Below are 23,128 nucleotides of genomic sequence, written 5' to 3'. Positions count from 1 at the left end.
TGACGATTTTGAATGGCCAAATATCACAATTGCTGTGTGAACTTTGTGTTAAGTTATAGGGTATTGTTACAGACGGCCTCACCTAAATCCTCTCCAAAGGAAGCCTCACCCAACCCTCTCCAAAGGAGAGGGCTTTTGATTTACGCCAAAGGAGCAACCTAATTCCACCTGCTTTTTAAAGTCCTCTCCTTTGGAGAGGATTTAGGTGAGGCTAAACGTAAGCAACGCATGCTGGCTCGCGGTATGCAAATCCCGCCACACCTGGTTAATCTCGGTATCGGGGCTTGCGGCTTGCAGGCCGCAGTAGGGGTATAGCCGGTCAACACATTCGCGGGCGGTTTTGGCAAGGTTGCGGCTGGTTTGGCTTACTTCATGCAGATGCCCTGCAGGCTGCGTTAAACCACTTTGCCACGAGGCATCAACGGCTTGGTAAAAATCTTCGCGGGTTTGGTTTAGCAAATGTTTAGCATCTGCCAATAATTGTTTAGTAAACTTTTTTTGATCGGCGCTAAATCGTTTAGCTAATTGTTTTTCTTCAAAGATGCTGGCGCACAGATCAAGGAAGTGAACAGCCATGCCCGAGATATTGGCCGCGAGTGTAGCCTCGGCTAATTGTAAAAACGGGTATCGGTATAATGGTTCATCTACAACAGTAAACTCAGGGTCAATTTTAAAACAGCGGTCGGCCTCCACGAAAAGGTTGGTTACCTTATAAGCGTCGCTGCCGGTTGCCACCATACCGATGTATTTCCAGGCCGGAAAAACCTGCACATCCTTTTTTTCAAAAATAAAGGGGAGGATCAGCTCGGTACCGTCGGCATTTAAAACGGTTTCGTTCCCGTTTTTAATAATGCAATTGGCCGTGATGTGGGTTGCATGGTGTGCGCCGCTGGCATATTTCCAGGTACCGTTAATGATGTAGCCACCATCGGTAATAGTTGCCGTGCCGGTAGAAGCCCCGCTGCCTGCTAAACATAAATGAGTGTTGTTTAGCAATTGGTTTGCAATGCCCGGCGACAAAAACCCGCCAAACCAGCCGGCCCCGCTGCAAAGCGTTACCACCCAACCCAAACTACCGTTTGCCCAGGCCAGGCTTTCTTCTAACCTTACCATATCGGGCAAAGCCAATTGCAAGCCAGAGTAAGCCTGCGGCACCAGGAATTTAAACCAGCCTTGTTCATAAACCAACGCTAACTGATCGGGGTGCAAAGCACCTAATTGCTCCGCTTCGGCAGCTGTATCGCGGATGGTTTTTACCCATTCGGGTTTTAGCAGTTGTAAGGGATGGCTATTAGACATTGTTGGATTTTTGGGACTGTAGGACTATTGGATAAAGGACTTTTGGACAAAAGACAAAGGATAAAAAGCTTTCGCAAATTACGTCTTGATTCCTGACTCTTGATTCTTGACTCTCTTCACCCAATCGAAGTATCCAAAAAAGGCGATGATAAATAAAAATATGGTAAGCAGGGCAAACATGGGCAGGTGTTTGTAAAACAGGATGGGGATGGCAAACAGGTTTGATATGTTTAAAAACACCCAGTTTTCTATTTTACGGCGAGCCAATAGCCACATGCCCGCCCAGGCTGTCGAGGAGATGAGGGCATCCCAAACCGGCACGTTTGATGGTGTAAAATATTTAGCCGGCAGATTTTTAAGCAGCATATAAAAAAATACCCAGCCCACAACAGATATGGTGATGCTAATGATCCATTCGTTTTTAGTTTGCCAGCTAATTTTTACAGGTGGTTCGTTCTTCTTTTTTATCCAATAGATCCAACCGTAGATGCTCATCACCACGTAATAACCGTTCAAAATAGATTCGGCATAAAGGCCAACATCCAACAGCAAATAAATAGCTATAGCTGTGCCTAAAATGCCGGCCGGGTAAAGCCATATATTGTTTACCCGTGCCAGTAACACTTCGGCAACACCCAGTACAACGGCAAGCCATTGCACCCAGGTGGTTTCCTTTATCTGTTCTATAAAAAGTGAGATCAGATTATGCATTAGCGTATCGTTTGTTTACTGTAAACACCCTCATTAATTTGTCATGTATTAATTCGTGAAATTCGCCCAAATTCGCCCCATTCATGTGCATTAAAAGTTCAAACTCAATGATGCCATAAAGTTGCGCGGTGCCTGCGGGAAAAAGTAGTTATAGTTTACAACATGCCCACCTTCAATATCGGGATAGGTAGCGCCGTTAGCCTCATACTTTTTGCTGAAAATGTTGTTCACCTGCAAGCCCAATCCAATATTTTTTACCGAACGTATGCTAAAGTCATAGCGCAGCCTTACATCGCTGGTAAAATAGCCTTTGAGGTAACGGTTGGTCGCGTAAGGGTTACTCAAATTATCGGGCGCAATGCTAAAACCAGCCGGATTTTGATTCATGGTATTATCCAGGTATTGCTTGCTGATGTATTTGCTGATAAAAGCAAACTCGGCCCCTTTAAACGGAATAAAACTGATAATGCTTGCCGCGGTAAGCGACGGCGAATAGGCGATGGTTGTAGTTTTGAAGGTTTCGCCTACTAAGCTTCCATTATCATAATTAGAGAAAAACTGGCTGTAGTTTTTGATTTTGTTGGTACTTAACGTTGCTGTTAGTCCCCAATTAACCCAACTGGCTAACCTCGCTTTGCCATCAAGCTCAATGCCGGCGCGATAGCTGTCTTTCACATTGGTGCGCACTGCCGATCCTACATCATTCAATGAGCCGGTTAACACCAGCTGGTTTTTGTACAGCATGTAAAACCCGTTAATACCCCCGCTAAATATTTTACCAACGGTACGGTAGCCAGCCTCAAAATCTTTCAGGTTTTCGGATTTTGGCCTGTTTTGCGGCGGCGAATCTACATAGTCGTCACGGTTGGGTTCATGGTTACCCACCGCGAAAGAGGCGTAAATGTTACTATGCTCGGTAAGCTGGTAGGTGATGCCGGCTTTAGGGTTAAAAAAGTTAAGTTCGGCGCTTTGCTGGGCATTGTTCAGGTTTTTATCAATACCATAAAACGAATAGTAAATATGGCGGTACTGGGCATCGGCATAAAGTAATACTTTGTTAATGTGCCATTCGGCCCGGTAAAAAATATTAAAGTCGTTCTTTTTGGCGTTATCGCGGTAGTACTCATAATTGGGGCCTATGCCGGCGCTTTCTTTTGTGTATATAACATCGCCAAAATGCGCCCCTTCATATTGGTTGTACGCGCCGCCCAATGTCATGTTCAAATTAGTTTGGGGCTGATATTTTAAGGCATAGGTAACGCCGTAAAATTTATTATCTAACCAAAGCCTGCGCACCAAATCGGTGGCTTTGATGGTATCGGCACCAATAATAACCGGCTTTAGGCCATAGTTGGCCACATTATCGGCATTGCGGTATTCTTCATAATAACCGCTGCCTTTGGTGTAGTGCAGCGCACCGCTAAAAGAAAGCTTATCGCTTATCTTTTGATCGTAAAGTAACTGGTAATGGTTTTGCAGGTAGTTATCGGTTTGGTCTTTATAAAATGAGCCATTGCTCATCAGGCCCAATTCATTATAGGTGCGGTTGTCACTGCGTGTATTATCGCCAATAACATAATCGGCAATACCGTTCCAGGCCTGGTAAGTACGCTCATGGCCCGATATGACGTTAGCCCTTATCGTGCTGTTTTTAGTGTACCAGGCAGCACTAAGGTAAAGCGATTTAAGATCAGATGATGCCCTGTCAATATAGCCGTTGGAATGAATGCGCGACAATCGGCCATCTAAACTAAAATGCCCTCCTAATAAGCCAGTACCGGCATTAACCGTGTTTTTAATAGAACCGTATGAGCCTGCGGATGTATTGATTTCGGTATACGCTGTATCCCGGCGGGTAGTTGTTTGAATATTGATGCTACCGCCAAATGCGCCCGCGCCGTTGGTTGAGGTGCCCACGCCACGCTGAACCTGGATATTATCGACGGAGGAAGCCAGATCCGGCAGATCTATAAAATAAGATCCCTGGCTTTCCGCATCGTTTAACGGGATGCCGTTAATGGTAACGTTAACCCTTGTCGCGTCAGACCCACGGATGCGGATACCCGTATAGCCAATGCCAGCGCCGGCATCTGATGTGGTCACTACAGATGGGGTTAAGCTTAACAGGTAGGGCAGATCCTGGCCGAAGTTATTTTTGGCTAAATCTTTTTTGCTAAGGTTAGTAAAGGCCGTAGGTGAATTTTTAACTGCTCGGGTTGCGCTAACTGTAACTTCCTCGGCGGTAAACGTTCCATTGTTTAACGATAGATCGACTATGGTGTTAGCACCCAAAACAATGCTTTTATTGATGGTTTGATAGCCAACATAACTGGCTTGAAGCGTGTAGCTACCCGGTTTAAGGTTGGTAAATGCGTACTTGCCATTAGCATCGGCAACAACACTCAATGATGGATTTAAAACAGTGATGGTAGCGCCGGGCAGTGCTTCGCCGGATGTGTTGGTTACCTTTCCAGAAATAGAAAGTTGGGCCGATGCCATAACAGGCAGCAGCAGGGCGAAGATCGCCGCGAATACATTTTTCAAAATTTGTAAAACTAAAATTAGTTAAACCACCTGCTCATCAGGGTACAATGGCAGTACACTTAACTTGTTACCTCTCCCTACGCCGGCATTATCCGGATCAGGTGCGGGCTTCCTCCGTTTTGAGTTCTCAGTTTTAAGTTCTGGGTCGACAAGCGACTTTTGAATTTTAACTTTTGAATTTTGACTTTGAAGCCCTGGGTTTAATCTCAGCCTGTCTTTCAGTTTGGTAAAAACAAATTGTGGTTTGTTTATGATTACACCAAAGCAAGGCACCCCTTGAGAAAATTATGCCGCAAAGATAGTTTTTTAGTTGGATGCCTGCAACCCGGGGCTGGCCAGGCCGTTATAAGGGATATTGGCGGGGGTAACAAGCGCCTGATGTTGATATAATTTATAGCTTTGTTTCTATAATGAATAATTTACAACAACTGGATTCGGGGCGTAATAACAATTTTGATCTAATCCGTTTTATTGCAGCAAGCATGGTTATCTTTTCGCACTCTTATTGGCTTACAGGTAACTTATCTATTGAGCCTCTGGGTAAATTATGTGGTATAGTTAATTTTGGCTCATTAGGTGTTAAAGTGTTTTTTGCCATAAGCGGTTTCCTGATAACCAAAAGTGTAATGAGGCAGCCTACGTTAACCGGCTTTGTTTGGGCAAGGGTATTACGCATATTTCCCGGTTTACTTATGGCTTCGGTATTTTGTACATTTGTTATCGGACCAATATGTACTGTTTTGCCCCTGCGTCAATATCTTAACAATGGGGCTTTGTATAGTTTTGTGTGGCGGTTAACTATCCTGCACAATTATCCTAATACCCTACCAGGCGTTTTTATATCAAACCCTATTCCCAATAATGTAAATTCTCCTGTATGGACTTTGCCCGGCGAATTGATGATGTATATAGGTGTATTGTTTTTGGGTGCTGTATTGCTCATGGTAAAAAAGGGCGTTAAAACTTTAATTACCATAGTGCCTTTAGCAATAGCGGTGCTGGCTTTTGTTTGGGGTGTTGATTGGCTACAGGGAAATAATGTGTATATAGTTTCCTGGACAATACTGTTCTTTTTAGGTATGACCTGTTATTTTTTAAGAAGTAAAATAGTGTTGAGTGTCCCTGTTTTTGTAGGTATGGCTATCGCCTTTTTATTGCTTTTTCATTTCAGGTTTAAATTTATAGAAATAGCATTTGATGTGGTGCTGATGTACTGTATTTTAACTTTTGCCTATCATCCCAAGTTCCAGATAAAAAACTTTCATAAAATAGGCGATCTGTCATATGGCCTGTACATTTACGCAATGCCTATTCAGCAATTGGTGGTGCAAAAGTTTGCGTTGTTAAACCCCTTTAGTAATTTCTTTGTATCCTATGCTATGGTGTTGCCTGTGGCAGCGTTATCCTGGCATTTTATGGAAAAGCCTATATTGAAGCTCAAAACAATAACCTTATTTAAAGCGGATTGATGAGTTTTTACTGGTTGTTCAATTTTAATAGGGGCTGTTTATCAAATCATCTGAAAAAATAAATTAATATTAATCCCATCGTATTTATCACCTTTCTGCTTTTACCTTTCTGCTTTCGCCTCAAAAATGTACTTTTGCAAACTTTTATAAAACATTGTTATGCTTAGAACTCACACCTGCGGCGAATTAAATATCAGCAATTTAGGCCAATCTGTTACTTTATGCGGATGGGTACAAAAATCGCGCGATTTGGGCGGTACCACATTTATTGATGTTCGCGATCGTTATGGTTTAACACAGTTGGTTTTTAATACCGATACCGATGCGCTGATTCGCGAAAAAAGCCGTGAGCTTGGGCGCGAGTTTGTGATAAAAGTTAGCGGTAAAGTAGTTGAGCGTACCAGCAAAAACACCAAAATACCAACCGGTGAAATTGAAATTATTGTAGAAGATATCGAGATCCTGAACGCGGCTAAAATTCCGCCGTTTATGATTGAGGATGAAACCGATGGCGGCGAAGAGCTTAGGGCTAAATACCGTTACCTTGATTTGCGCCGTGCGCCCATCCGCAACAACCTGGTTTTACGCCATAAAATGGCACAGGAAATTCGCAGGTACTTAAGCGATTTGGATTTTATTGAGGTTGAAACTCCGGTACTCATCAAATCGACCCCAGAAGGCGCCCGCGATTTTGTGGTACCAAGCCGCATGAACCCCGGCGAGTTTTACGCCCTGCCGCAATCGCCGCAAACCTTTAAGCAATTGCTGATGGTGAGCGGATTTGATCGTTATTTCCAGATTGTAAAATGTTTTAGGGATGAGGATTTACGTGCCGATCGTCAGCCGGAGTTTACACAGATAGATTGCGAGCTTTCTTTTATCACCCAGGAGGATATATTAAACATATTTGAAGGCTTAACCCGCCACTTGTTCACTACTGTAAAAGGGATTGACCTGGGCGATTTCCCACGGATGCAATATGCCGATGCCATGCGCCTGTACGGTTCTGATAAACCCGACATCAGGTTTGGGATGGAGTTTGTTGAGCTGAACGATATTGTTAAAGGCAAAGGTTTTGGCGTTTTTGATAATGCCGAACTGGTAGTTGGTATTAACGCCAAAGGCTGTGCAAGCTATACCCGCAAGCAATTAGATGAGCTAACCGAATGGTTAAAACGCCCGCAAATTGGCGTTACCGGTATGATTTATTGCCGTTATAACGAGGATGGCACTTTAAAATCATCGGTAGATAAATTTTACAGCGAAGACGAGCTGACCAACTGGGCGGCTGCTTTCAACGCCGAAAAAGGCGATATCATGTTGGTACTTGCCGGTCAGACAGATAAAGTACGCAAGCAACTGAACGAACTGCGTTTAGAAATGGGCAATCGTTTAGGCCTGCGCGATAAAAATAAATTCGCGCCGCTTTGGGTATTGGATTTTCCTTTGCTGGAGTGGGACGAAGAAACAAACCGTTACCATGCTATGCACCACCCGTTCACCTCGCCTAAACCCGAGGATATTGATATGCTGGATACCAACCCGGGAGCGGTACGCGCCAACGCGTATGATCTGGTAATGAATGGTACCGAAGTTGGCGGCGGTTCTATCCGTATCCATGATCGAGCTACACAATCGTTAATGTTTAAGCATCTTGGGTTTTCGCCAGAGGAAGCACAAAAACAGTTTGGCTTTTTAATGGATGCCTTTGAATATGGCGCGCCGCCGCACGGTGGTTTAGCGCTTGGGTTTGACAGGCTGGTATCAATATTTGCAGGTTTAGATTCTATCCGCGACGTGATAGCCTTCCCTAAAAATAATTCGGGCCGCGATGTGATGATTGATTCGCCATCAACCATCGCTGATACTCAGATGAATGAGCTTAAAATAAAAACAACCGTATAAATAAGTTGTTGGCAGCTGTAGCGTTGAAGAATTTTTGAGCGTATTGGGGTAACCTGATCGTATAAAAAATGAAAAAAACGCTACTGCTGCTATTACTACCCTTCGCTATGTTATCATCTTGTATCAAGTCAAACAATGATAATATAGTCCCTTTCGACGCTGTAAAACAAGCAGCTCTTGACGATGCCACAATACAATCGTATCTTGCGGCGCATACCGAAATTCATGCTGTAAAAGATACCACTGGTGTATACTACCAGGTAATTACCGCCGGCACAGGAAGTGCACCTGTTTTAACAAGCACTATAACTGCCGCTTATACTGGTAAATTAACCAATGGAACTATCTTTGATTCGAGCACGAATTTAGTATACCGCTTAAATTTATTGATTCCGGCATGGCAGGTTGCTGTGCCCCATCTTAAAGTTGGCGGGCAAATGCTTATTCTTACACCTTCACGTTATGCTTATGGTAATGCCCAGGCTGGTGTTATCCCTCCTAATTCGGTGCTGATATTTTCGGTTAACCTGAATGGCGTAACTAATTAACCATACACCGCCGGGTGCAAACCGTTATGAGTGTTTAAACCTTATGCTTCGGTATATTTATATCACCAACCACAAACCGATGATCAATCCATCGGTTTGTAATTAGTGTGGTTGATTTATTAACGTTAACACTGACTTATAAGAAATGAAAAAAATTATATTTTTAATTTTACTTCCTTTAGCAGTTTGCTCATTCTGGTCGTGCACAAAATCAACAGACCCGGAAATATCAAACGCTATACAACAAGCTAAAACCGATGACGCCGCCATTCAGGCTTATTTAACGGCTCATCCCGAAATAACAAACGTTAAGGATACCTTGGGTTGTTATTATCAAATTACCAGCCAGGGTACGGGCCCGTATCCTACCCTAAGTTCTACTATTCATGTGAGCTATACAGGCAGTTTACTTAACGGAACTTCGTTTGAAACCAATAATGATTTTAGCGCCGTATTAGGAACTTTAATTTATGGATGGCAAATTGTATTACCCCATGTGCCTACAGGCTCAAAGGTATTGATGTTCATTCCATCAATTTATGGATATGGTACATCTGGCACAAGCACAATCCCGGCCAACTCTGTATTGGTGTTTAATATCAATACTGCAGCCCCCGGGGCGTAAATTCCAAGCTTAGAATATCGTGCCCGGGATAAACATTCCGGGCTTTTTTATGGCTATATTTCTGTAGTTTTAGCAGCTGAGATTTAAAGGAAAGATGAAGAATTTATTACTGATAATATTTATTACAATTATTGGTTTGGCATCCTGCAAAACAGCGCCGCCTGTTGATGCTATAAAACAAGCCCGTACGGACGACTCGCTCATCACGATTTTTCTGTCCAACAACCCTTTGATCAAAGCAGTTAAGGATTCATCGGGTTTATATTACCAGGTAACAAAAGAAGGCACAGGTGCATACGCAACCGAAAACTCAACAGTTACTGTAAATTACAAGGGTAAGCTTATTAGCGGCCCGCCATTTGATGCCGCCAATGGTTTCTCCAGTCCGCTATCCAATTTGGTCAGGGCATGGCAAATAGGTATTCCGCGTGTGAAGGCGGGGGGCAGTATATTATTGATAGCGCCATCAGCTTTGGGTTATGGTTCTGCCAATCTCGGCCCAATACCTGCAAATTCCATCTTGGTTTTTGACATCGATGTTATCGCGGTTAAGTAATTAAAGGGCTTTTAGCCTTTTGCATTCGGCTTTGGGCTGTTTAAAATAAGTATGGTGCTTTATTTCAAAGTATTGTGCTTATATTAACTGTTCAAAAACGCCCCTGGATGAAAACACACCTACTCCCCGTTTTTTTATTTTTTTCGATACCGGCATTCGCGCAAAATTCGGCACAAAAAGCGCAGGTAAGCAGTAAGGCCGATGCCCTGCAAAACCAGGTTATAGCCTGGCGACGCGATTTTCATGAACATCCCGAGCTGGGCAACCATGAGGTGCGTACATCGGGCATTATAGCCAAACATTTACAGTCGTTAGGGATTGAGGTACAAACCGGTATTGCTACAACCGGTGTGGTGGGTATTTTAAAAGGAGGGAAGCCCGGCCCGGTGGTGGCCCTGCGTGCAGATATGGACGGCTTGCCCGTGGTTGAGCGAACCGATGTGCCTTTTGCATCAAAAGTAAAAACCACGTATAACGGGCAGGAAGTAGGTGTAATGCACGCCTGCGGGCATGATTCGCACATGGCTATCCTGATGGGAGTGGCCCAGGTGCTTTCGTCAATGAAAAGCGAATTGCATGGTACTGTGAAGTTTATATTTCAACCGGCGGAAGAGGGGGTAGAGCCAGGACAGAAAGGCGGCGCTGAAGAGATGGTGAAGGAAGGCGTGCTTGAAAACCCCAAGGTCGACGTAGTATTTGGCCTGCACATTAATTCACAAACCGAAGTTGGTAAAATAACCTACCGCCCGGGTGGAACAATGGCCGGTGTTAATGATATGCAGATTATTGTAAAAGGACGATCTGCACATGGCGCGTACCCATGGTCGAGCGTTGACCCTGTTGTGGTATCGGCCGAGATCATTAACAATCTGCAAACTATAGTAAGCCGCAACGTAAATGTAACCGAAAACCCGGCAGTGGTTACTATCGGTTCTATAAAAGGAGGCAACCGCTCAAACATCATCCCCGAAAAGGTAGAAATGCTGGGTACACTACGTGCTTTTACCGCTGCCGATGAAAAGCTGTTGATTGAGCGCGTTACCCAGATAGCCACAAAAACCGCAGAAGCACAGGGAGCGATTGCCGAAGTGAAAATTCCATACAGCAGCCATTACCCGGTAACTTTTAATAATCCCGAGCTAACACAAAAAATGTTGCCCACTTTGCAGCAAACTGCGGGCGCAGCCAATGTGTTGCTTAAACCACCAGTTACCGGTGCCGAAGATTTTAGCTTTTACCAAGAAAAAGTGCCTGGACTATTTATCTTTTTAGGCGGCATGCCAAAAGGGGCCGACCCACTTAAAGCGCCATCGCATCACACGCCCGATTTTTATATTGATGAAAGTGGTTTTACATTGGGCGTAAAGGCGCTATGCAATTTAACGCTTGATTACATGAATAGTAAAGGAAAATAAGACATCGCTGTTATTGGTATAATACCATATTGATGCTTAACTTTATAACCGCAATGGCCAATAAAATGAGATACAATAATTGAATATCATGAGGAAGGGTACGTTAACTGTGATATGCATGGGCTTGTTATTAATGTTTATAACCGGGCAAAAAGCTGTTGCGGCAGGTTTAAGTGTTGAGGATACTGTAAAAAAAGTAAAGCCCGAAGTTTTACAAACCATCAATACCGTTTTAAAAGCATCTTATACTTTTGATATTGACAAGGTTACCGATATGTATGCCCCCAATGCCGTGGTGACAGATGAGCAGGAACCATACTCCTGGAATGGGCAACTGGCCGGTGTGCAGTGGGTAAACTCGGTACAAAAAGCCGTTAAAGATTTTAAGATAAGGGACTTTTTTGTGAGTGTAAAAAAGATCAAAATCTTTCAGCAAACAGAAGAGGTAGCCTACCTGGTGGTCCCTGTTGAATATACCGGTACCATTAACGGCGATCCTTTTAATGAGGAGGGAGCTTTTTCCTTTGTTTTTAGGTATGTAAGCGGCAAATGGCTCATTAAAAGCCAGGCCTGGGTACCCAAAAATGCCCTCTGATATACTAACCTAACCTAAAACTCCTTTATGGAACCCGAATTTATTTTGTTTAAACGGTTTGATGACGTTGCCCTGGCCAATGCCCTAACCGAAGTGTTGGATGCCAATGGCATTGCTTACGTAACAGAGCAAAGCGATCATTCTTTTGATCCCGGTTTCAGGAATAATGATTTAACTAAACAATATTCAGTAAAAATAAAAGCCGATGATTTTGAACGCGTAACCAACCTGTTGAACGAAAGCGAATTGGAGAATGCTACCAATGCAGATAAAGATCATTACTTATTTAATTTTACCGATGCTGAGCTTATTGAGGTGCTGGCTAAGGCCGATGAGTGGAGCCCTTTTGATTACCAGCTTGCCCGCAAAATATTAACCGAACGCGGCGTTAACATCAATGAAAAAATCCTGACCGATCTTAAAGCCGAACGCCTGAAGGCACTAAAAACGCCTGAGCCGCCGCAAAACGGGTGGATAATTGTAGGATACGTTTTTGCCCTGCTGGGTGGTGCTTTGGGTATATTTATAGGCTGGTACCTGGTTACCTTCAAAAAAACACTACCCAACGGCGAGCGGGTATACGCATACAATGAAAGTGACAGGCAGCAAGGGAAATGGATTTTATACATTGCCATAGCTGTTACGGTGCTGGTGGTAGTTTACAGGATTTCGCAGGTGTTTACAGGCAATTAAAAAACGAGCATGAACAAAGGAATTGTTGTTTTATTATTGGCGATGCTTTTTGTATTCCATGCTTTTGCTCAGCAAAAAGATACGCAAAGAATAACAGATAGCATTGTTAACGAAGGTAAGGCCCTGTATCGATCAGAGTTTGCATCCTGGTTTGGGACAGATATTTTTTTGGCTAAATGCGCAAATAAGCGTGAATTAATTGGTGGCTATCTTTCATACGATACCCCTACAGGTCTAAACAATGTTTTTTATTCTAAAGGCGATGATCCATTTGTACTTGGAACTACCTCCTTCGGAAAGGATTTTGTGCCGGAGAATTATACGTTGGATACCACAAAAAGAACCTTCACTAAGGCCGAAAAAGAACTGTTTACCATGAGGGCAGCCGTAATCAAACGAATGGGAACCGATACCATTTTTAAGTATTACAAAAATACCAGGCTTAACCCGATACCCATAATTACCAATGGGGAAAAAAAGGTGTATATACTAACCGGACCAGGCGTTAATGGGGTAGTGGTTTTTGGAAACGATTACTTGGTAAACCTTGATGATAAATACCAAATAACAACAATAAACCGGCTGCATAAAAATATTATAACGGCTTATTATAAAAACACCCAAGATAACAACAGTATTCAGGATAGCACCAAACGGGAGGTGGCCGGAATGCACTCACATTTACCAACCACAGGCGATTTTATAACAGCGACAGATATTTGCACGCTGATGTTATATGAAAAATTTACTACCTGGAATCAATACTACATCATGTCAAAAAACTATATTTCTATATGGGATTGTAAAAAGAACGACCTTGTTGTATTAACAATGGAAGCCTGGAAAAGAATTGCCGATGATCAGGCTAAAAGGCACCCTAAACAATAATAACCTCATTTGGCCAATCTCCTTTTCATCTGTAGTAAAAACCAATGGCGCAGCCTCACGGCCGAGTTATTGTTTAAAGATCATCCCGAACATAATGCTTATTCGGCAGGTACAAGTGATAAAGCCCGCATCCGCGTAAATCAAAAGATGATTGATAAAGCCGATGTTATATTGGTAATGGAACGCCGCCACAAAGAAATACTAAAGCAACGCTTTAGATTAAGCGGTAAAAAGCTGGTGGTGCTTGATATTGAAGACAACTATCAGTTTAATGACCCGGAGTTGATCGAAATACTCAGAAATTTATTGAGCGAGTATTTATAATCAAAGGCTTCCGTCTTGATTCTTGACTCTATTAAAAAACTTTACTTTCACGGTAACCTGTTCTGCATTGCCGTTGCTGTTGGCTACCCAGGTAGGGCCGGCTTTAATCAGGTCGATAGCTTTTTGATCGGCTACGGGGCTAAGGCTTTTCTTGATTTTGAAATCGCTTAGCGAACCATCGTTTGCAACAGTAAAGGTAACGCTTACGGTGCCGGCTACGTCGCCATCGGGCAATACCGCGTTGGTTTGCAGGTATTTTTTGAGCGTGCTCATGCCGCCCTGCGGGTGTGCCGATACGATGGAAGCAGGTTCATCCTCACTATTTTTTTTGCTGCCATAACCAACAGCCACAACCTCGTTAAGCGCGCCATTGGGGTTAAGTTCTACCTTTAAGCTGTCGCCGCTTTTGGCGCTTATTTGTTTGGGCTGATAGCCGATGGAAGCTATTTCTAAAGTGGCTTTTTTGCCGGCAGTAGCGGGCATGGCAAAATAGCCATTAGCATCGGTAACCGTACTTTTGTTGGTGCCCTGCATCCTGATGGCCGCTCCAATTACCGGCGCTCCGTCATCTTTGGCCCTGATAATGCCCGAGATGCTGTTATAACTATAACCGGAGTTTGATTCGCGCGAGGTTATCGTTGTCAAGCCCTCCACTTTACCCTGTAGTTTTGACTCCAGCGGTGCCGCCGCTTTTTCCCGTGCTTTTTTAGCCAGCATAGCCAGGGTATCGGCTTTTTTATCATTATAGTTTAAGGCTACGATCTCGCTTAATGCCGAATTTTCTGACTTGTACTCCGCAGCAGGTTGGGGCGACTGAGCCATTTTTTTGAGTTCATCGGCATTAACCGCTTCGGCATTCTTATTATCGCTTGCCGAAATTTCCTGCTGATATACAGATTTATCTGCCTGTTTAACTACAAAATGTTTGGGGGTATTATTAGCTAATAAAGCAGCAGAAGGGGCTATCGGTGGTTTTGCAACTCCCGTATCCTTCAGTTCAACTTTGGTATTATCGGGTGTGGCGGGGATAACAACCGCGTTATCTTTATTAAGTGCCAGCTGTTTGTTTTCCTGAACAGGAGCGGCTTTCTTTAACCACAAACCGCCTATAGTTAATACCAAAAGTACAGATGCCGCTACTACCCATGTTCGCCAGGCAATTACGCGGCCCTTTTGTGGTGGCTCAACACGTTGCTGTAAACGGCTGCTTAAATCTGCAAGGTTAGCTTGCTGGTTTGTTGGCACGGTTTCAAAGCCTTCCAGCGCGTCCATCAAAAAAGGATCATCGAGCGCTTCACGTTCAAGCCGGTGCATAGCTTTGGCATCAAGTTCCCCGTTAAGGTACTTCCTGATCTGCAATATGTCGGCTTTTTTAGTTTCCACTGCTCTTCTCCAGGCAAATTTTAAGGTTACGTTTGCCGTTTTGTATATAACTTTTTACTTCGTTAAGGGTAAAGCCGGTTATATCGGCTATTTCCTTGTAACACTTCTCTTTTAAATAAAACAAGTCGATGCTTTGTTTTTGCGCGCCGGCCAGTTTATCAACGCATTTTTCTAAGGCTGCGTAGGCCTCTTCGCGGTTATTATCTTCATGATGCAAAAGCGGGGTAAATTCCACAACATCATCTAAATTAACCACAGTTAGTTTTTTGCCTGCCCTTAACTGCATTAAGCAATAGTTGCGCCCAAGCACATACAGCCAATTTCTGAATATGCTGATATCGTGCTTTTTAACTTTTTCTACCAGTTCTTCAAAAACACCCATCACCGCGTCTTTGGCCAGGTCTTCATCTTTCAGGTATTTTAAACAAACGCCATAAACCAGTGGCATATATCTTTCGTATAGTGCCCCTAAAGCTGCTACATCGCCGTTTTTGCGGTATGTGCTAAGCAGTTCTTCATCTGTTGATGTGCCTGTTTTGCCTGGTTTAATAAAATTGGTCATTAAAAGACTACAAAATAAGTGTTTTTTAACGGTTTATGGAAATTAACCGTTAATAACACAATATTAAAATCAATAGTATGGGCGTGTTTATTACTTATATTTAGCTGTTTATGAATAAAAATCGAAGTTTACAGGATAGCTGTTTTTTCAACAAAAGGTATTGTTCATTCAATAAATCTTTAATTATTGCGATAGCCTAAAGTTTTATTATTTTTGAGCACATTAAATTTACTGACATGAATTTTCCCGCTGAATTAAAATACACCAAAGACCACGAGTGGATAAAAGTTGAAGGCAATGAAGCTACCATCGGCATTACCGAATTTGCACAAGGCGAGCTGGGTGATATCGTTTACATAGATATTGCATCCTTAGGGAAAGAAGTTGCCCAAGACGAGGTTTTTGGTACGGTTGAGGCTGTGAAGACAGTGTCAGACCTGTTTATGCCGGTTACCGGTACAGTAACCGAAATTAACGCGGCTTTGAACAACGCGCCCGACCTGGTAAACTCCGATCCTTACGGCGAAGGCTGGATGGTGAAAATCAGCATTGCCGATTTGTCACAAATTGACGGCTTATTATCCGCAGATGACTATAAATCTGTTGTTGGCGCTTAATGAAAGCGACTTTTAAATATTACTGGCCCGCAATTTTGTGGGCCTTATTTATTTTAATTATCTGCGCCGTTGACCTGAAAGCAGAAAGCGAGTCCCCCATGTTTTTTGCCGGGTTTGATAAGCTTACGCACACAGGCTTGTTTTTTACCCTTACGGTTTTTTGTTGCAATGGTTTTATAAGGCAACAAAGGCCATCGTCTTTTCCGTATAAACAGCTGGCTATAGTAACCATAGCAGCTATTTTTTATGGCGGCTTAATTGAAATACTACAGCTAAAGGTATTTACCTGGCGTGATGCAGATTGGAATGACCTGTTCTGCGATGCCTTGGGCACCTGTATGGGGATTTTTGGTGTAATGTTTACAATTGGCGCAATTGGTAATGAAAAAAAGTAAATTTTTAATCCTGGCAGGAGCGGTTATACTCTTAAGCTTTTCTTCCTGCGGCATTTTTCACAAAGGCTGCGGCTGCCCAACGTTTGGGGTAACCAAAGGTGCAGGGAATAAAGGATGTGCAGATATGCAGATTTCAAATGCGCAGATGATGAGTTAATGAGTTTGCAGATATGCAGATTTCAAGTGATTTTATTATTCTGCTAATTCTTAAATCCTGTAAATTCTGATTCAGAGATTCATCTTTAAATCATTTTTCATCATCTGCACATTTGCACATCTGAAATTTGCACATCTAAACCACCGCTTTATTTGGATTTAATATAAATAAGCTTACATTTGCTGAGGTTAAAATTATACGATGACACTTTCACAACTTGAAGTAGGCGAAACAGGAATAGTAAAGGAATTTACCGACCTTGAAATGTCGGTAAAGTTGATGGAAATGGGTTGCTTACCCGGCGAGGAAGTTAGAATTTCGCGCGTGGCACCATTGGGCGATCCTATCGCCATTCACGTTTCTGGCTACCAGTTAAGCCTGCGTAAGTTTGAAGCCTCCACTATAGTTTTGCAGTAGTTTTGTAAGTCTTGAAAGCCGATATCAGAGTTGCACTTGTAGGAAATCCAAACACCGGTAAATCAACTCTTTTTAATATACTAACCGGTCTTAATCAAAAAATAGGAAATTTTCCCGGGGTTACTGTTGACAAAAAAACGGGTTTTTGCCAGTTGCCTGATGGGCGTACCGCCGAAATTATTGACCTGCCCGGCACCTACAGCGTTTATCCCAAAAGCAAAGACGAATCCATTGTATTTTCGGTATTGGCAGATAAAGCCAAAGGCATGGTGCCCGATTTGATTGTGGTGATCCTTGACGCGTCAAATCTTAAACGCAACCTGCTGCTATATACCCAGATAGCCGATCTTAAAATTCCGGTTGTGGTGGCCCTCAACATGATAGACGTATCCGAAAAAGCGGGTATTACTATTGATGTTAACCTTTTTGCTCAAAAACTGGGTGTGCCGGTTGTGCCCATTTCAGCCCGTAAAATAAAAGGGATAGACGAACTGAAAAGCGCTATCACTTACGCCAATAAAGTTGCCTTACAGCAGGATACTATTGATGTAGATGCTATTGCTCCACAACTGATTGCGCAAATTAGGGAAGAATACAAGGTAGATAACCCTTACTTTGCCCTGCAGTTGGCGCATCAGCATGAAACCCTCGATTTTTTATCGACACAGGAAAGCGACCGCATAGAAGAGTTGGAAAAAGAGCACGCTTTCCACTCGCAAAAAGCGCAGGCCACAGAAACCATAGCTCGCTACAATTTTATAAACGACCTGCTGTACGATACAGTTAAAAAGCCCGAAACGGCACACGACGAAACTGTAAGCAATAAAATAGATAAGATACTTACCCACAAAGTATTTGGCTTCGCGATATTTTTTGCCATCCTGTTGTTTATTTTCCAGGCTATTTTCTCTTGGTCGGCCTACCCCATGGAGCTTATTGGCGATTTATTTGCCTGGCTGCAGGCCGCGCTTAGCAAAGCTTTGCCTGCCGGTCCGCTGGTGAGTTTATTGGTTGATGGTATCTTGGCCGGTTTAAGCGGGGTGTTGGTATTTGTACCTCAAATAGCCATTCTCTTCGCGCTGCTGTCCATTTTAGAAGATACCGGCTACATGTCGCGCGTTACGTTTATGATGGATAAGGTGATGCGCAAGGTTGGCCTTAACGGCAAATCTGTAGTGCCGCTTATTGGCGGTTTTGCCTGCGCGGTACCATCCATCATGAGTACCCGTACCATCGAAAACTGGAAAGATAGGATGATCACCATTATGGTTACGCCATTGGTAGCCTGCTCGGCCCGTTTGCCGGTTTATACCCTGCTAATAGCCTTGGTAGTACCTAATAAAAACGTTTGGTGGGTGTTTAATCTGCAAGGCCTCGCGCTTACGGCCATGTACCTGCTCAGCATTGTATCGGCAGTTTTGGTGGCCTTTGTAATGAAATTCATTTTAAAAGCCCGCGAGCGTGGTTACTTCATTATGGAGTTACCAGTATATCGTATGCCAAGGTGGAAAAACGTTGCCTTTACCATGTACGATCGTTCAAAAACCTTTGTTTTACAGGCAGGTAAAGTGATTGTTGCGGTATCCATTATTTTATGGGTACTTAAATCATACGGACCCGGCGATAAGTTTGCCCAGATTGATAAAACATTCAGCCAGCCTCAATACGCCAAAACCATGACACCCGATAGCCTCACCAAGGTTATCGCTTCAGAAAAATTAGAAAACTCTTACGCCGGTGTATTTGGCCACGTAATTGAACCCGTAATTAAACCGTTGGGCTTTGATTGGAAGATAGGTATAGCACTTATAAGTTCATTTGCTGCCCGCGAGGTATTTGTGGGCACCATGGCTACTATTTACAGTGTAGAGGGCGATGCGGATAAGCTACAATCGGTACAGGAAAAAATGCACGAAGCCAAAAACCCCGATACGGGCCAGCCGGTGTTTACGCTGGCAGTGGCTTTCTCGCTCATGATGTTTTACGCCTTTGCCATGCAGTGCGCCAGCACCGTGGCCGTAGTATACCGCGAAACCAAAAACTGGCGCTGGCCGGCAGCCCAGTTCGCTTACATGACGGTATTGGCCTATACGGCAAGTTTTATTGTTTATCATTTGCTGAAGTAGCGATTTTAGTAGTAAGTAGCAAGTAGTAAGTATCAAGATTGATGGTTCATGGTTGATAGATCATGGTTCATGGTATGCCTGGTTTGAGCGAATCCAATTAGTTATATAACTCACTTCCGGCTATGATCTATGAACTATCAACTATGAACTTTCATGAGGTATGAACCATCAACTATATAAATAATAATCTCTTTGTAAATACTTGAAAACTTCCGGCTATGATCTATGAACCATTAACCATCAACTGATGAAATCATTATATTTGTGTTAGAGGTAAAAATTGGATAAAGTAAAAGTTTTAGAAAGGTATCTCCCTCCCGATGCTGCCCCGCTCATTGGCAGGTGGATTGACTACTTTAAATGCGAGTTTAAAATTTCGCGCAACCGCGGCACTAAATTTGGCGACTATCGTTCGCCTTATGCCGGTAAAGGTCACCGTATTTCGGTAAATTACGATCTTAATCCCTACGCTTTTTTGGTAACCACGGTACATGAGTTTGCACACCTGCACACCTGGAACGAGCATAAGCAAAAAGCCAAGCCACATGGCACCGAGTGGAAAAATAACTTCAAAAAAATGATGCAGCCTTTTTTTGAAAAAGAAGTTTTTCCGCCCGATATTAAACATGCCATCATCAGCTACCTGGATAACCCGGCAGCGTCCAGCTGTTCGGATTTAAACCTGTATCGCTCGCTCCGTAAATATGATGCCATTAAAGAAGCGGTTACCACGGTAGAAAAACTGCCTATGAAAGCGCTGTTTAAAATAAAAGGAGATCGTGTTTTTCGTAAAGAAGAGCAGCTTCGTAAACGTTTCAAATGCGTGGAGCTAAAAACCAAACGGGTTTACTTGTTTAGCCCGGTGGCCGAGGTGGAGCTGGTGGAAGAGTAGGTTTAAATTAGATAGATGAAAGTTATAAAATTGAAGCAATGAGGTAAAATGGCAAAGCGGCGAAAGACTTACGAAGTTTTAAAAACTTCGTAAGTCTGGGATCTGCTACATGCCGGGATGTGTTTAATGAGTGGCTTTAAACTCCTTTCCCTCCCCAACAAATTAAATCATTACTTTTACCGCATGGCAAAAGTTAAATCATTTGTGAATAATCCTTACCAGGAAAACACTTATATTTTGTTTGATGAAACCGGCGAATGCGCGATTATTGATCCGGGTATGTATACTGCTCCGGAGCAAAATGCAGTAACAAACTTTATAAAGGATAATAATTTAAAACCCGTTTTACTGCTTAATACCCATTGCCATATTGACCATGTGCTGGGCAATAAATTTGTATTTGATAAATACGGGCTTAAACCCCAGTTTCATGAAGGCGAACTGCCGGTGCTTACCGCGGTAGTATCCTACGCGCCGCAAATGGGTATCAGGTATGAGGTTTCTCCTATGCCGGATACGTATTTGCCCGAAACCGGGAGCATAAAATTTGGTAATACTACTTTAGAGTTTGTTTTTGCACCCGGCCATTCGCCTGCTTCGTTGTGTTTTTATGATAGGGCTGCCAATATTTTAATTGGGGGCGATGTGTTGTTCAGGATGAGCATCGGTCGTACAGATTTGCCGGGCGGCGATTTTAAAACCCTGATGGATAATATCGAAACCAAATTGTTTGCCTTGCCAGATGACTGTACTGTTTACCCCGGCCACGGCCCCGAAACAACCATCGGTTTTGAAAAACAAAACAACCCGTTTTTGACTTAGCATGCTGAAGATGTTATACGTTGAACGTTTTACGTTATACGTAACCGAAGCAAGATAACTATAAACACAGATTACGTATAACTTATCACGTACAACGTATAACCTAAAAAAGCTACAAGCACAATTGAACACCTCCGTATACATAGCTAAAAGATACCTGTTTTCGGGGAAAAAGATGCATGCCATCAATATCATCTCTGGGATATCTACGCTTGGGGTGCTTTTTGGCAGCGCGGCGCTCATTATCATCTTATCGGTGTTTAACGGTTTTGAAAAAGTAATCCTATCGGCATACAGCAATTTTACGCCCGAGCTTAAGATAGAAACCCGGCTGGGTAAAACTTTCGACCCTAATACGCCCTATTTTGATAGTTTGCATAAAGACGCGCGGATCTTCTCGTTCACGCAGGTTTTGCAGGAAAAGGTATTGGTCCGTTACGGGGATAAGCCCATCATTGGCACTATAAAAGGCGTAAGCGACGATTTTTTGAAGAATAAACAGCTGGATAGCATCGTACAAAACGGCTCTTTCACGCTAAAAAGCAACGGCAGACCTATGGCTGTTATTGGCGGTACTATTCAAGGTAGCCTGGGCATCAATGTACATGATGATCTGGCACCTATCGAAATCTTTTCGCCAAGGCGTGCGGTGGTGAGTTCGGTAAACCCATTAGATGAATTTGTGGTGCGTTCTATCAGTCCATCGGGTGTGTTTAACCTGCAGCAGGAATTTGATGATATTGTGGTAACCCCCATTGAGTTTGCCCGCGATTTGCTCGACCAGCCTAAAGAAATAAGCTCACTTGAACTTACCTTTAAAAAAGGTACCGACATATCATCCATTCAGAACAAAATAAAGGACGATATAGGTGATAAATTCACGGTTAAAAGTAGAAAAGAGCAAAACACCGAGCTATATAAAACGCTTAATTATGAGCGTTGGAGTATTTTTATGATCCTAACCTTTGTGCTTATCATCGCAATATTTAATATCATTGGCTCGTTAACCATGCTGGTTATTGATAAGCGTGCCGATATTGCCATTTTAAGCAGCCTGGGGGCTAACAAACGTACCATACAGGGCATCTTCTTTTTTGAAGGGATGATGATATCCTTAGCCGGTTTTTTGGCGGGTTTAGTGTTGGGGCTTGCTTTTTGCCTGTTGCAGCAGCACTATGGTTTTATTAAAATGGGTGCAAGCAATTCAATGATCGATTCATATCCCATTGATTTAAAAATAAGCGATTTTGGCCTGGTGTTTTTAACCGTAGGCGGTATTTCAATGATAGCGGCAGGCATCAGCGCCCGATTAAGTATTAAAGGATTGGACGATATCAAACAGGATTTGTAAATTTGTTATATGAGGATCAGGTATATTCAGTATTTCGCCTTCTTATTTATTCTTTTTTTAGCGGCATCCTCATGTAACAGGAAACCCAAGGAGCCGGCCAAACCGGTTGTTTTTAAAGGATTATATAGCTTTGGCCCCGAAATAAAATCATTTAAAGATTGCGATAACAGCCAGGAGTTTTGGGTTACCGATAGTTCGGCCACGCTGGAGTTGCGATACTCGCAAATGAATTTCGAAAAACCTTATGAGCCCGTATATGTTGAAGTACAGGGTGTAAAAATAAAATCGGGCAAAGAGGGTTTAGGCTCCGAGTATGATAGTACCCTCATAGTGAAAAAAGTAGTAAAAATAACCAAAGAGATTCCGCAGGATATGTGTAACTAATACCATACTTTGCAGCATCTGAATAAATAAACTTATCTGCCTTAGCGGCGTTAAATTATCACCATGGAATCAAAACGTCAGCAAAAATTTGCCGGAGTTATACAGGAAGACCTCGCGGCCATATTTCAGCGCGAAGGCATGAATTATTTGCCCAATACATTAGTAACCATCACCAAAGTGCGTGTAACGCCCGATTTGGCTATCGCGCGTATCTTTTTAAGCTTTTTTGGTAACACCATCAACCTGCAACAGTCATTGGCAAGCATTAAACTGCATGCGTCAGAAATCAGGTATAAATTAGGTGCCCGTATTAAAGACCAGGTAAGGATTATCCCCCAACTGGAATTTTTTATTGACGATACCAGTGAATACGTTGAACGTATGGACAAAATATTTGATAAAATAAGCAAGGAAGAGCGCCAGCCGGATACCGAAGAATAATTTTTTATT

At 42.9% G+C, this 23,128-nt stretch carries 25 protein-coding genes; 20 read left to right on the top strand and 5 right to left on the bottom strand.

All coding sequences use genetic code 11. The features are described 5' to 3' along the window. Positions 1-201 precede the first annotated feature (201 nt). The 3 genes from QWZ17_RS15820 to QWZ17_RS15810 all read right to left on the bottom strand — a co-directional run bounded on the left by QWZ17_RS15820 (position 202) and on the right by QWZ17_RS15810 (position 4,554). A complete protein-coding gene (locus QWZ17_RS15820; RefSeq protein ID WP_290306231.1) occupies positions 202-1,299 on the bottom strand; it encodes an acyl-CoA dehydrogenase family protein in 1,098 nt (365 codons plus the stop codon). Positions 1,300-1,377: 78 nt separating this feature from the next. Beyond that, positions 1,378-2,010, bottom strand: coding sequence for a nicotinamide riboside transporter PnuC (gene pnuC, locus QWZ17_RS15815; RefSeq protein WP_290306230.1), 633 nt, complete (start codon positions 2,008-2,010; stop codon positions 1,378-1,380). Between the two features lie 90 nt (positions 2,011-2,100). Further along, positions 2,101-4,554: a TonB-dependent receptor gene (locus QWZ17_RS15810; protein ID WP_353959502.1), complete on the bottom strand. Its 2,454-nt coding sequence runs from the start codon at positions 4,552-4,554 to the stop codon at positions 2,101-2,103. A gap of 410 nt (positions 4,555-4,964) precedes the next feature. Between QWZ17_RS15810 and QWZ17_RS15805 the strand changes: the two genes are divergently transcribed. The 10 genes from QWZ17_RS15805 (at position 4,965) to QWZ17_RS15760 (ending at position 13,572) form a co-directional block, all read left to right on the top strand. Then, the gene (locus QWZ17_RS15805; protein ID WP_290306229.1) at positions 4,965-6,023 is read left to right on the top strand and encodes an acyltransferase family protein; all 1,059 of its coding nucleotides are present in this window, start codon (positions 4,965-4,967) and stop codon (positions 6,021-6,023) included. A 159-nt stretch (positions 6,024-6,182) separates the two neighbouring features. Next, positions 6,183-7,928 carry an aspartate--tRNA ligase gene (aspS, locus tag QWZ17_RS15800; protein ID WP_290306228.1) on the top strand — a complete coding sequence of 582 codons (1,746 nt, stop codon included), beginning with the start codon at positions 6,183-6,185 and terminating at the stop codon, positions 7,926-7,928. Positions 7,929-7,996: 68 nt separating this feature from the next. Beyond that, entirely contained in the window at positions 7,997-8,476 is a 480-nt protein-coding gene (locus tag QWZ17_RS15795; protein ID WP_290306226.1) for an FKBP-type peptidyl-prolyl cis-trans isomerase, read from the top strand. 145 nt (positions 8,477-8,621) lie between these two features. After that, positions 8,622-9,101, top strand: coding sequence for an FKBP-type peptidyl-prolyl cis-trans isomerase (locus QWZ17_RS15790; RefSeq protein WP_290306225.1), 480 nt, complete (start codon positions 8,622-8,624; stop codon positions 9,099-9,101). 94 nt (positions 9,102-9,195) lie between these two features. After that, entirely contained in the window at positions 9,196-9,657 is a 462-nt protein-coding gene (locus tag QWZ17_RS15785; protein ID WP_290306224.1) for an FKBP-type peptidyl-prolyl cis-trans isomerase, read from the top strand. A gap of 107 nt (positions 9,658-9,764) precedes the next feature. Then, positions 9,765-11,072 carry an amidohydrolase gene (locus tag QWZ17_RS15780; protein ID WP_290306223.1) on the top strand — a complete coding sequence of 436 codons (1,308 nt, stop codon included), beginning with the start codon at positions 9,765-9,767 and terminating at the stop codon, positions 11,070-11,072. 88 nt (positions 11,073-11,160) lie between these two features. Further along, positions 11,161-11,667: a DUF4440 domain-containing protein gene (locus QWZ17_RS15775; protein WP_290306222.1), complete on the top strand. Its 507-nt coding sequence runs from the start codon at positions 11,161-11,163 to the stop codon at positions 11,665-11,667. Between the two features lie 27 nt (positions 11,668-11,694). After that, positions 11,695-12,360, top strand: coding sequence for a hypothetical protein (locus QWZ17_RS15770; protein ID WP_290306221.1), 666 nt, complete (start codon positions 11,695-11,697; stop codon positions 12,358-12,360). 9 nt (positions 12,361-12,369) lie between these two features. After that, the gene (locus QWZ17_RS15765) at positions 12,370-13,248 is read left to right on the top strand and encodes a hypothetical protein (protein WP_290306220.1); all 879 of its coding nucleotides are present in this window, start codon (positions 12,370-12,372) and stop codon (positions 13,246-13,248) included. 9 nt (positions 13,249-13,257) lie between these two features. Continuing rightward, positions 13,258-13,572: a low molecular weight protein tyrosine phosphatase family protein gene (locus tag QWZ17_RS15760; RefSeq protein WP_290306219.1), complete on the top strand. Its 315-nt coding sequence runs from the start codon at positions 13,258-13,260 to the stop codon at positions 13,570-13,572. On the opposite strand, the gene QWZ17_RS15755 is transcribed toward QWZ17_RS15760, so the two are convergent. Together QWZ17_RS15755 and QWZ17_RS15750 are read right to left on the bottom strand one after the other, a co-directional pair. Next, positions 13,573-14,955 carry a carboxypeptidase-like regulatory domain-containing protein gene (locus tag QWZ17_RS15755; RefSeq protein ID WP_290306218.1) on the bottom strand — a complete coding sequence of 461 codons (1,383 nt, stop codon included), beginning with the start codon at positions 14,953-14,955 and terminating at the stop codon, positions 13,573-13,575. Next, complete coding sequence (locus tag QWZ17_RS15750; protein ID WP_290306217.1) at positions 14,945-15,517, bottom strand: RNA polymerase sigma factor; 573 nt, start codon at positions 15,515-15,517, stop codon at positions 14,945-14,947. The genes QWZ17_RS15755 and QWZ17_RS15750 overlap by 11 nt, the downstream gene beginning before the upstream one ends. 236 nt (positions 15,518-15,753) lie before the next feature. Between QWZ17_RS15750 and gcvH the strand changes: the two genes are divergently transcribed. The 10 genes from gcvH to rbfA all read left to right on the top strand — a co-directional run bounded on the left by gcvH (position 15,754) and on the right by rbfA (position 23,119). Beyond that, positions 15,754-16,134, top strand: coding sequence for a glycine cleavage system protein GcvH (gene gcvH, locus QWZ17_RS15745; RefSeq protein ID WP_290306216.1), 381 nt, complete (start codon positions 15,754-15,756; stop codon positions 16,132-16,134). Beyond that, a complete protein-coding gene (locus QWZ17_RS15740; RefSeq protein ID WP_290306215.1) occupies positions 16,134-16,529 on the top strand; it encodes a VanZ family protein in 396 nt (131 codons plus the stop codon). Before gcvH ends, QWZ17_RS15740 begins: the two co-directional genes overlap by 1 nt. Then, positions 16,516-16,686, top strand: coding sequence for a hypothetical protein (locus QWZ17_RS15735; RefSeq protein WP_290306214.1), 171 nt, complete (start codon positions 16,516-16,518; stop codon positions 16,684-16,686). The genes QWZ17_RS15740 and QWZ17_RS15735 overlap by 14 nt, the downstream gene beginning before the upstream one ends. A gap of 201 nt (positions 16,687-16,887) precedes the next feature. Beyond that, positions 16,888-17,103 (top strand): FeoA family protein, encoded by a 216-nt coding sequence (locus tag QWZ17_RS15730; protein ID WP_290306213.1) that lies wholly within the window; start codon positions 16,888-16,890, stop codon positions 17,101-17,103. A gap of 11 nt (positions 17,104-17,114) precedes the next feature. After that, positions 17,115-19,229, top strand: a complete 2,115-nt coding sequence (gene feoB, locus QWZ17_RS15725; protein WP_290306212.1) for a ferrous iron transport protein B — start codon at positions 17,115-17,117, stop codon at positions 19,227-19,229. A 280-nt stretch (positions 19,230-19,509) separates the two neighbouring features. Further along, positions 19,510-20,121: a SprT-like domain-containing protein gene (locus QWZ17_RS15720; protein ID WP_290306211.1), complete on the top strand. Its 612-nt coding sequence runs from the start codon at positions 19,510-19,512 to the stop codon at positions 20,119-20,121. Between the two features lie 183 nt (positions 20,122-20,304). After that, a complete protein-coding gene (locus tag QWZ17_RS15715; protein WP_290306210.1) occupies positions 20,305-20,943 on the top strand; it encodes an MBL fold metallo-hydrolase in 639 nt (212 codons plus the stop codon). A gap of 124 nt (positions 20,944-21,067) precedes the next feature. Beyond that, entirely contained in the window at positions 21,068-22,294 is a 1,227-nt protein-coding gene (locus QWZ17_RS15710; protein ID WP_290306209.1) for an FtsX-like permease family protein, read from the top strand. Positions 22,295-22,303: 9 nt separating this feature from the next. Continuing rightward, entirely contained in the window at positions 22,304-22,678 is a 375-nt protein-coding gene (locus QWZ17_RS15705) for a hypothetical protein (protein ID WP_290306208.1), read from the top strand. A 63-nt stretch (positions 22,679-22,741) separates the two neighbouring features. Then, a complete protein-coding gene (gene rbfA / locus QWZ17_RS15700) occupies positions 22,742-23,119 on the top strand; it encodes a 30S ribosome-binding factor RbfA (protein WP_290306207.1) in 378 nt (125 codons plus the stop codon). Positions 23,120-23,128 lie beyond the last annotated feature (9 nt).

Origin of the sequence: Mucilaginibacter flavus (assembly GCF_030409315.1) — a bacterium.
Lineage (GTDB): Bacteria > Bacteroidota > Bacteroidia > Sphingobacteriales > Sphingobacteriaceae > Mucilaginibacter > Mucilaginibacter flavus.
This window is presented reverse-complemented; position numbering and strand designations above follow the sequence as displayed.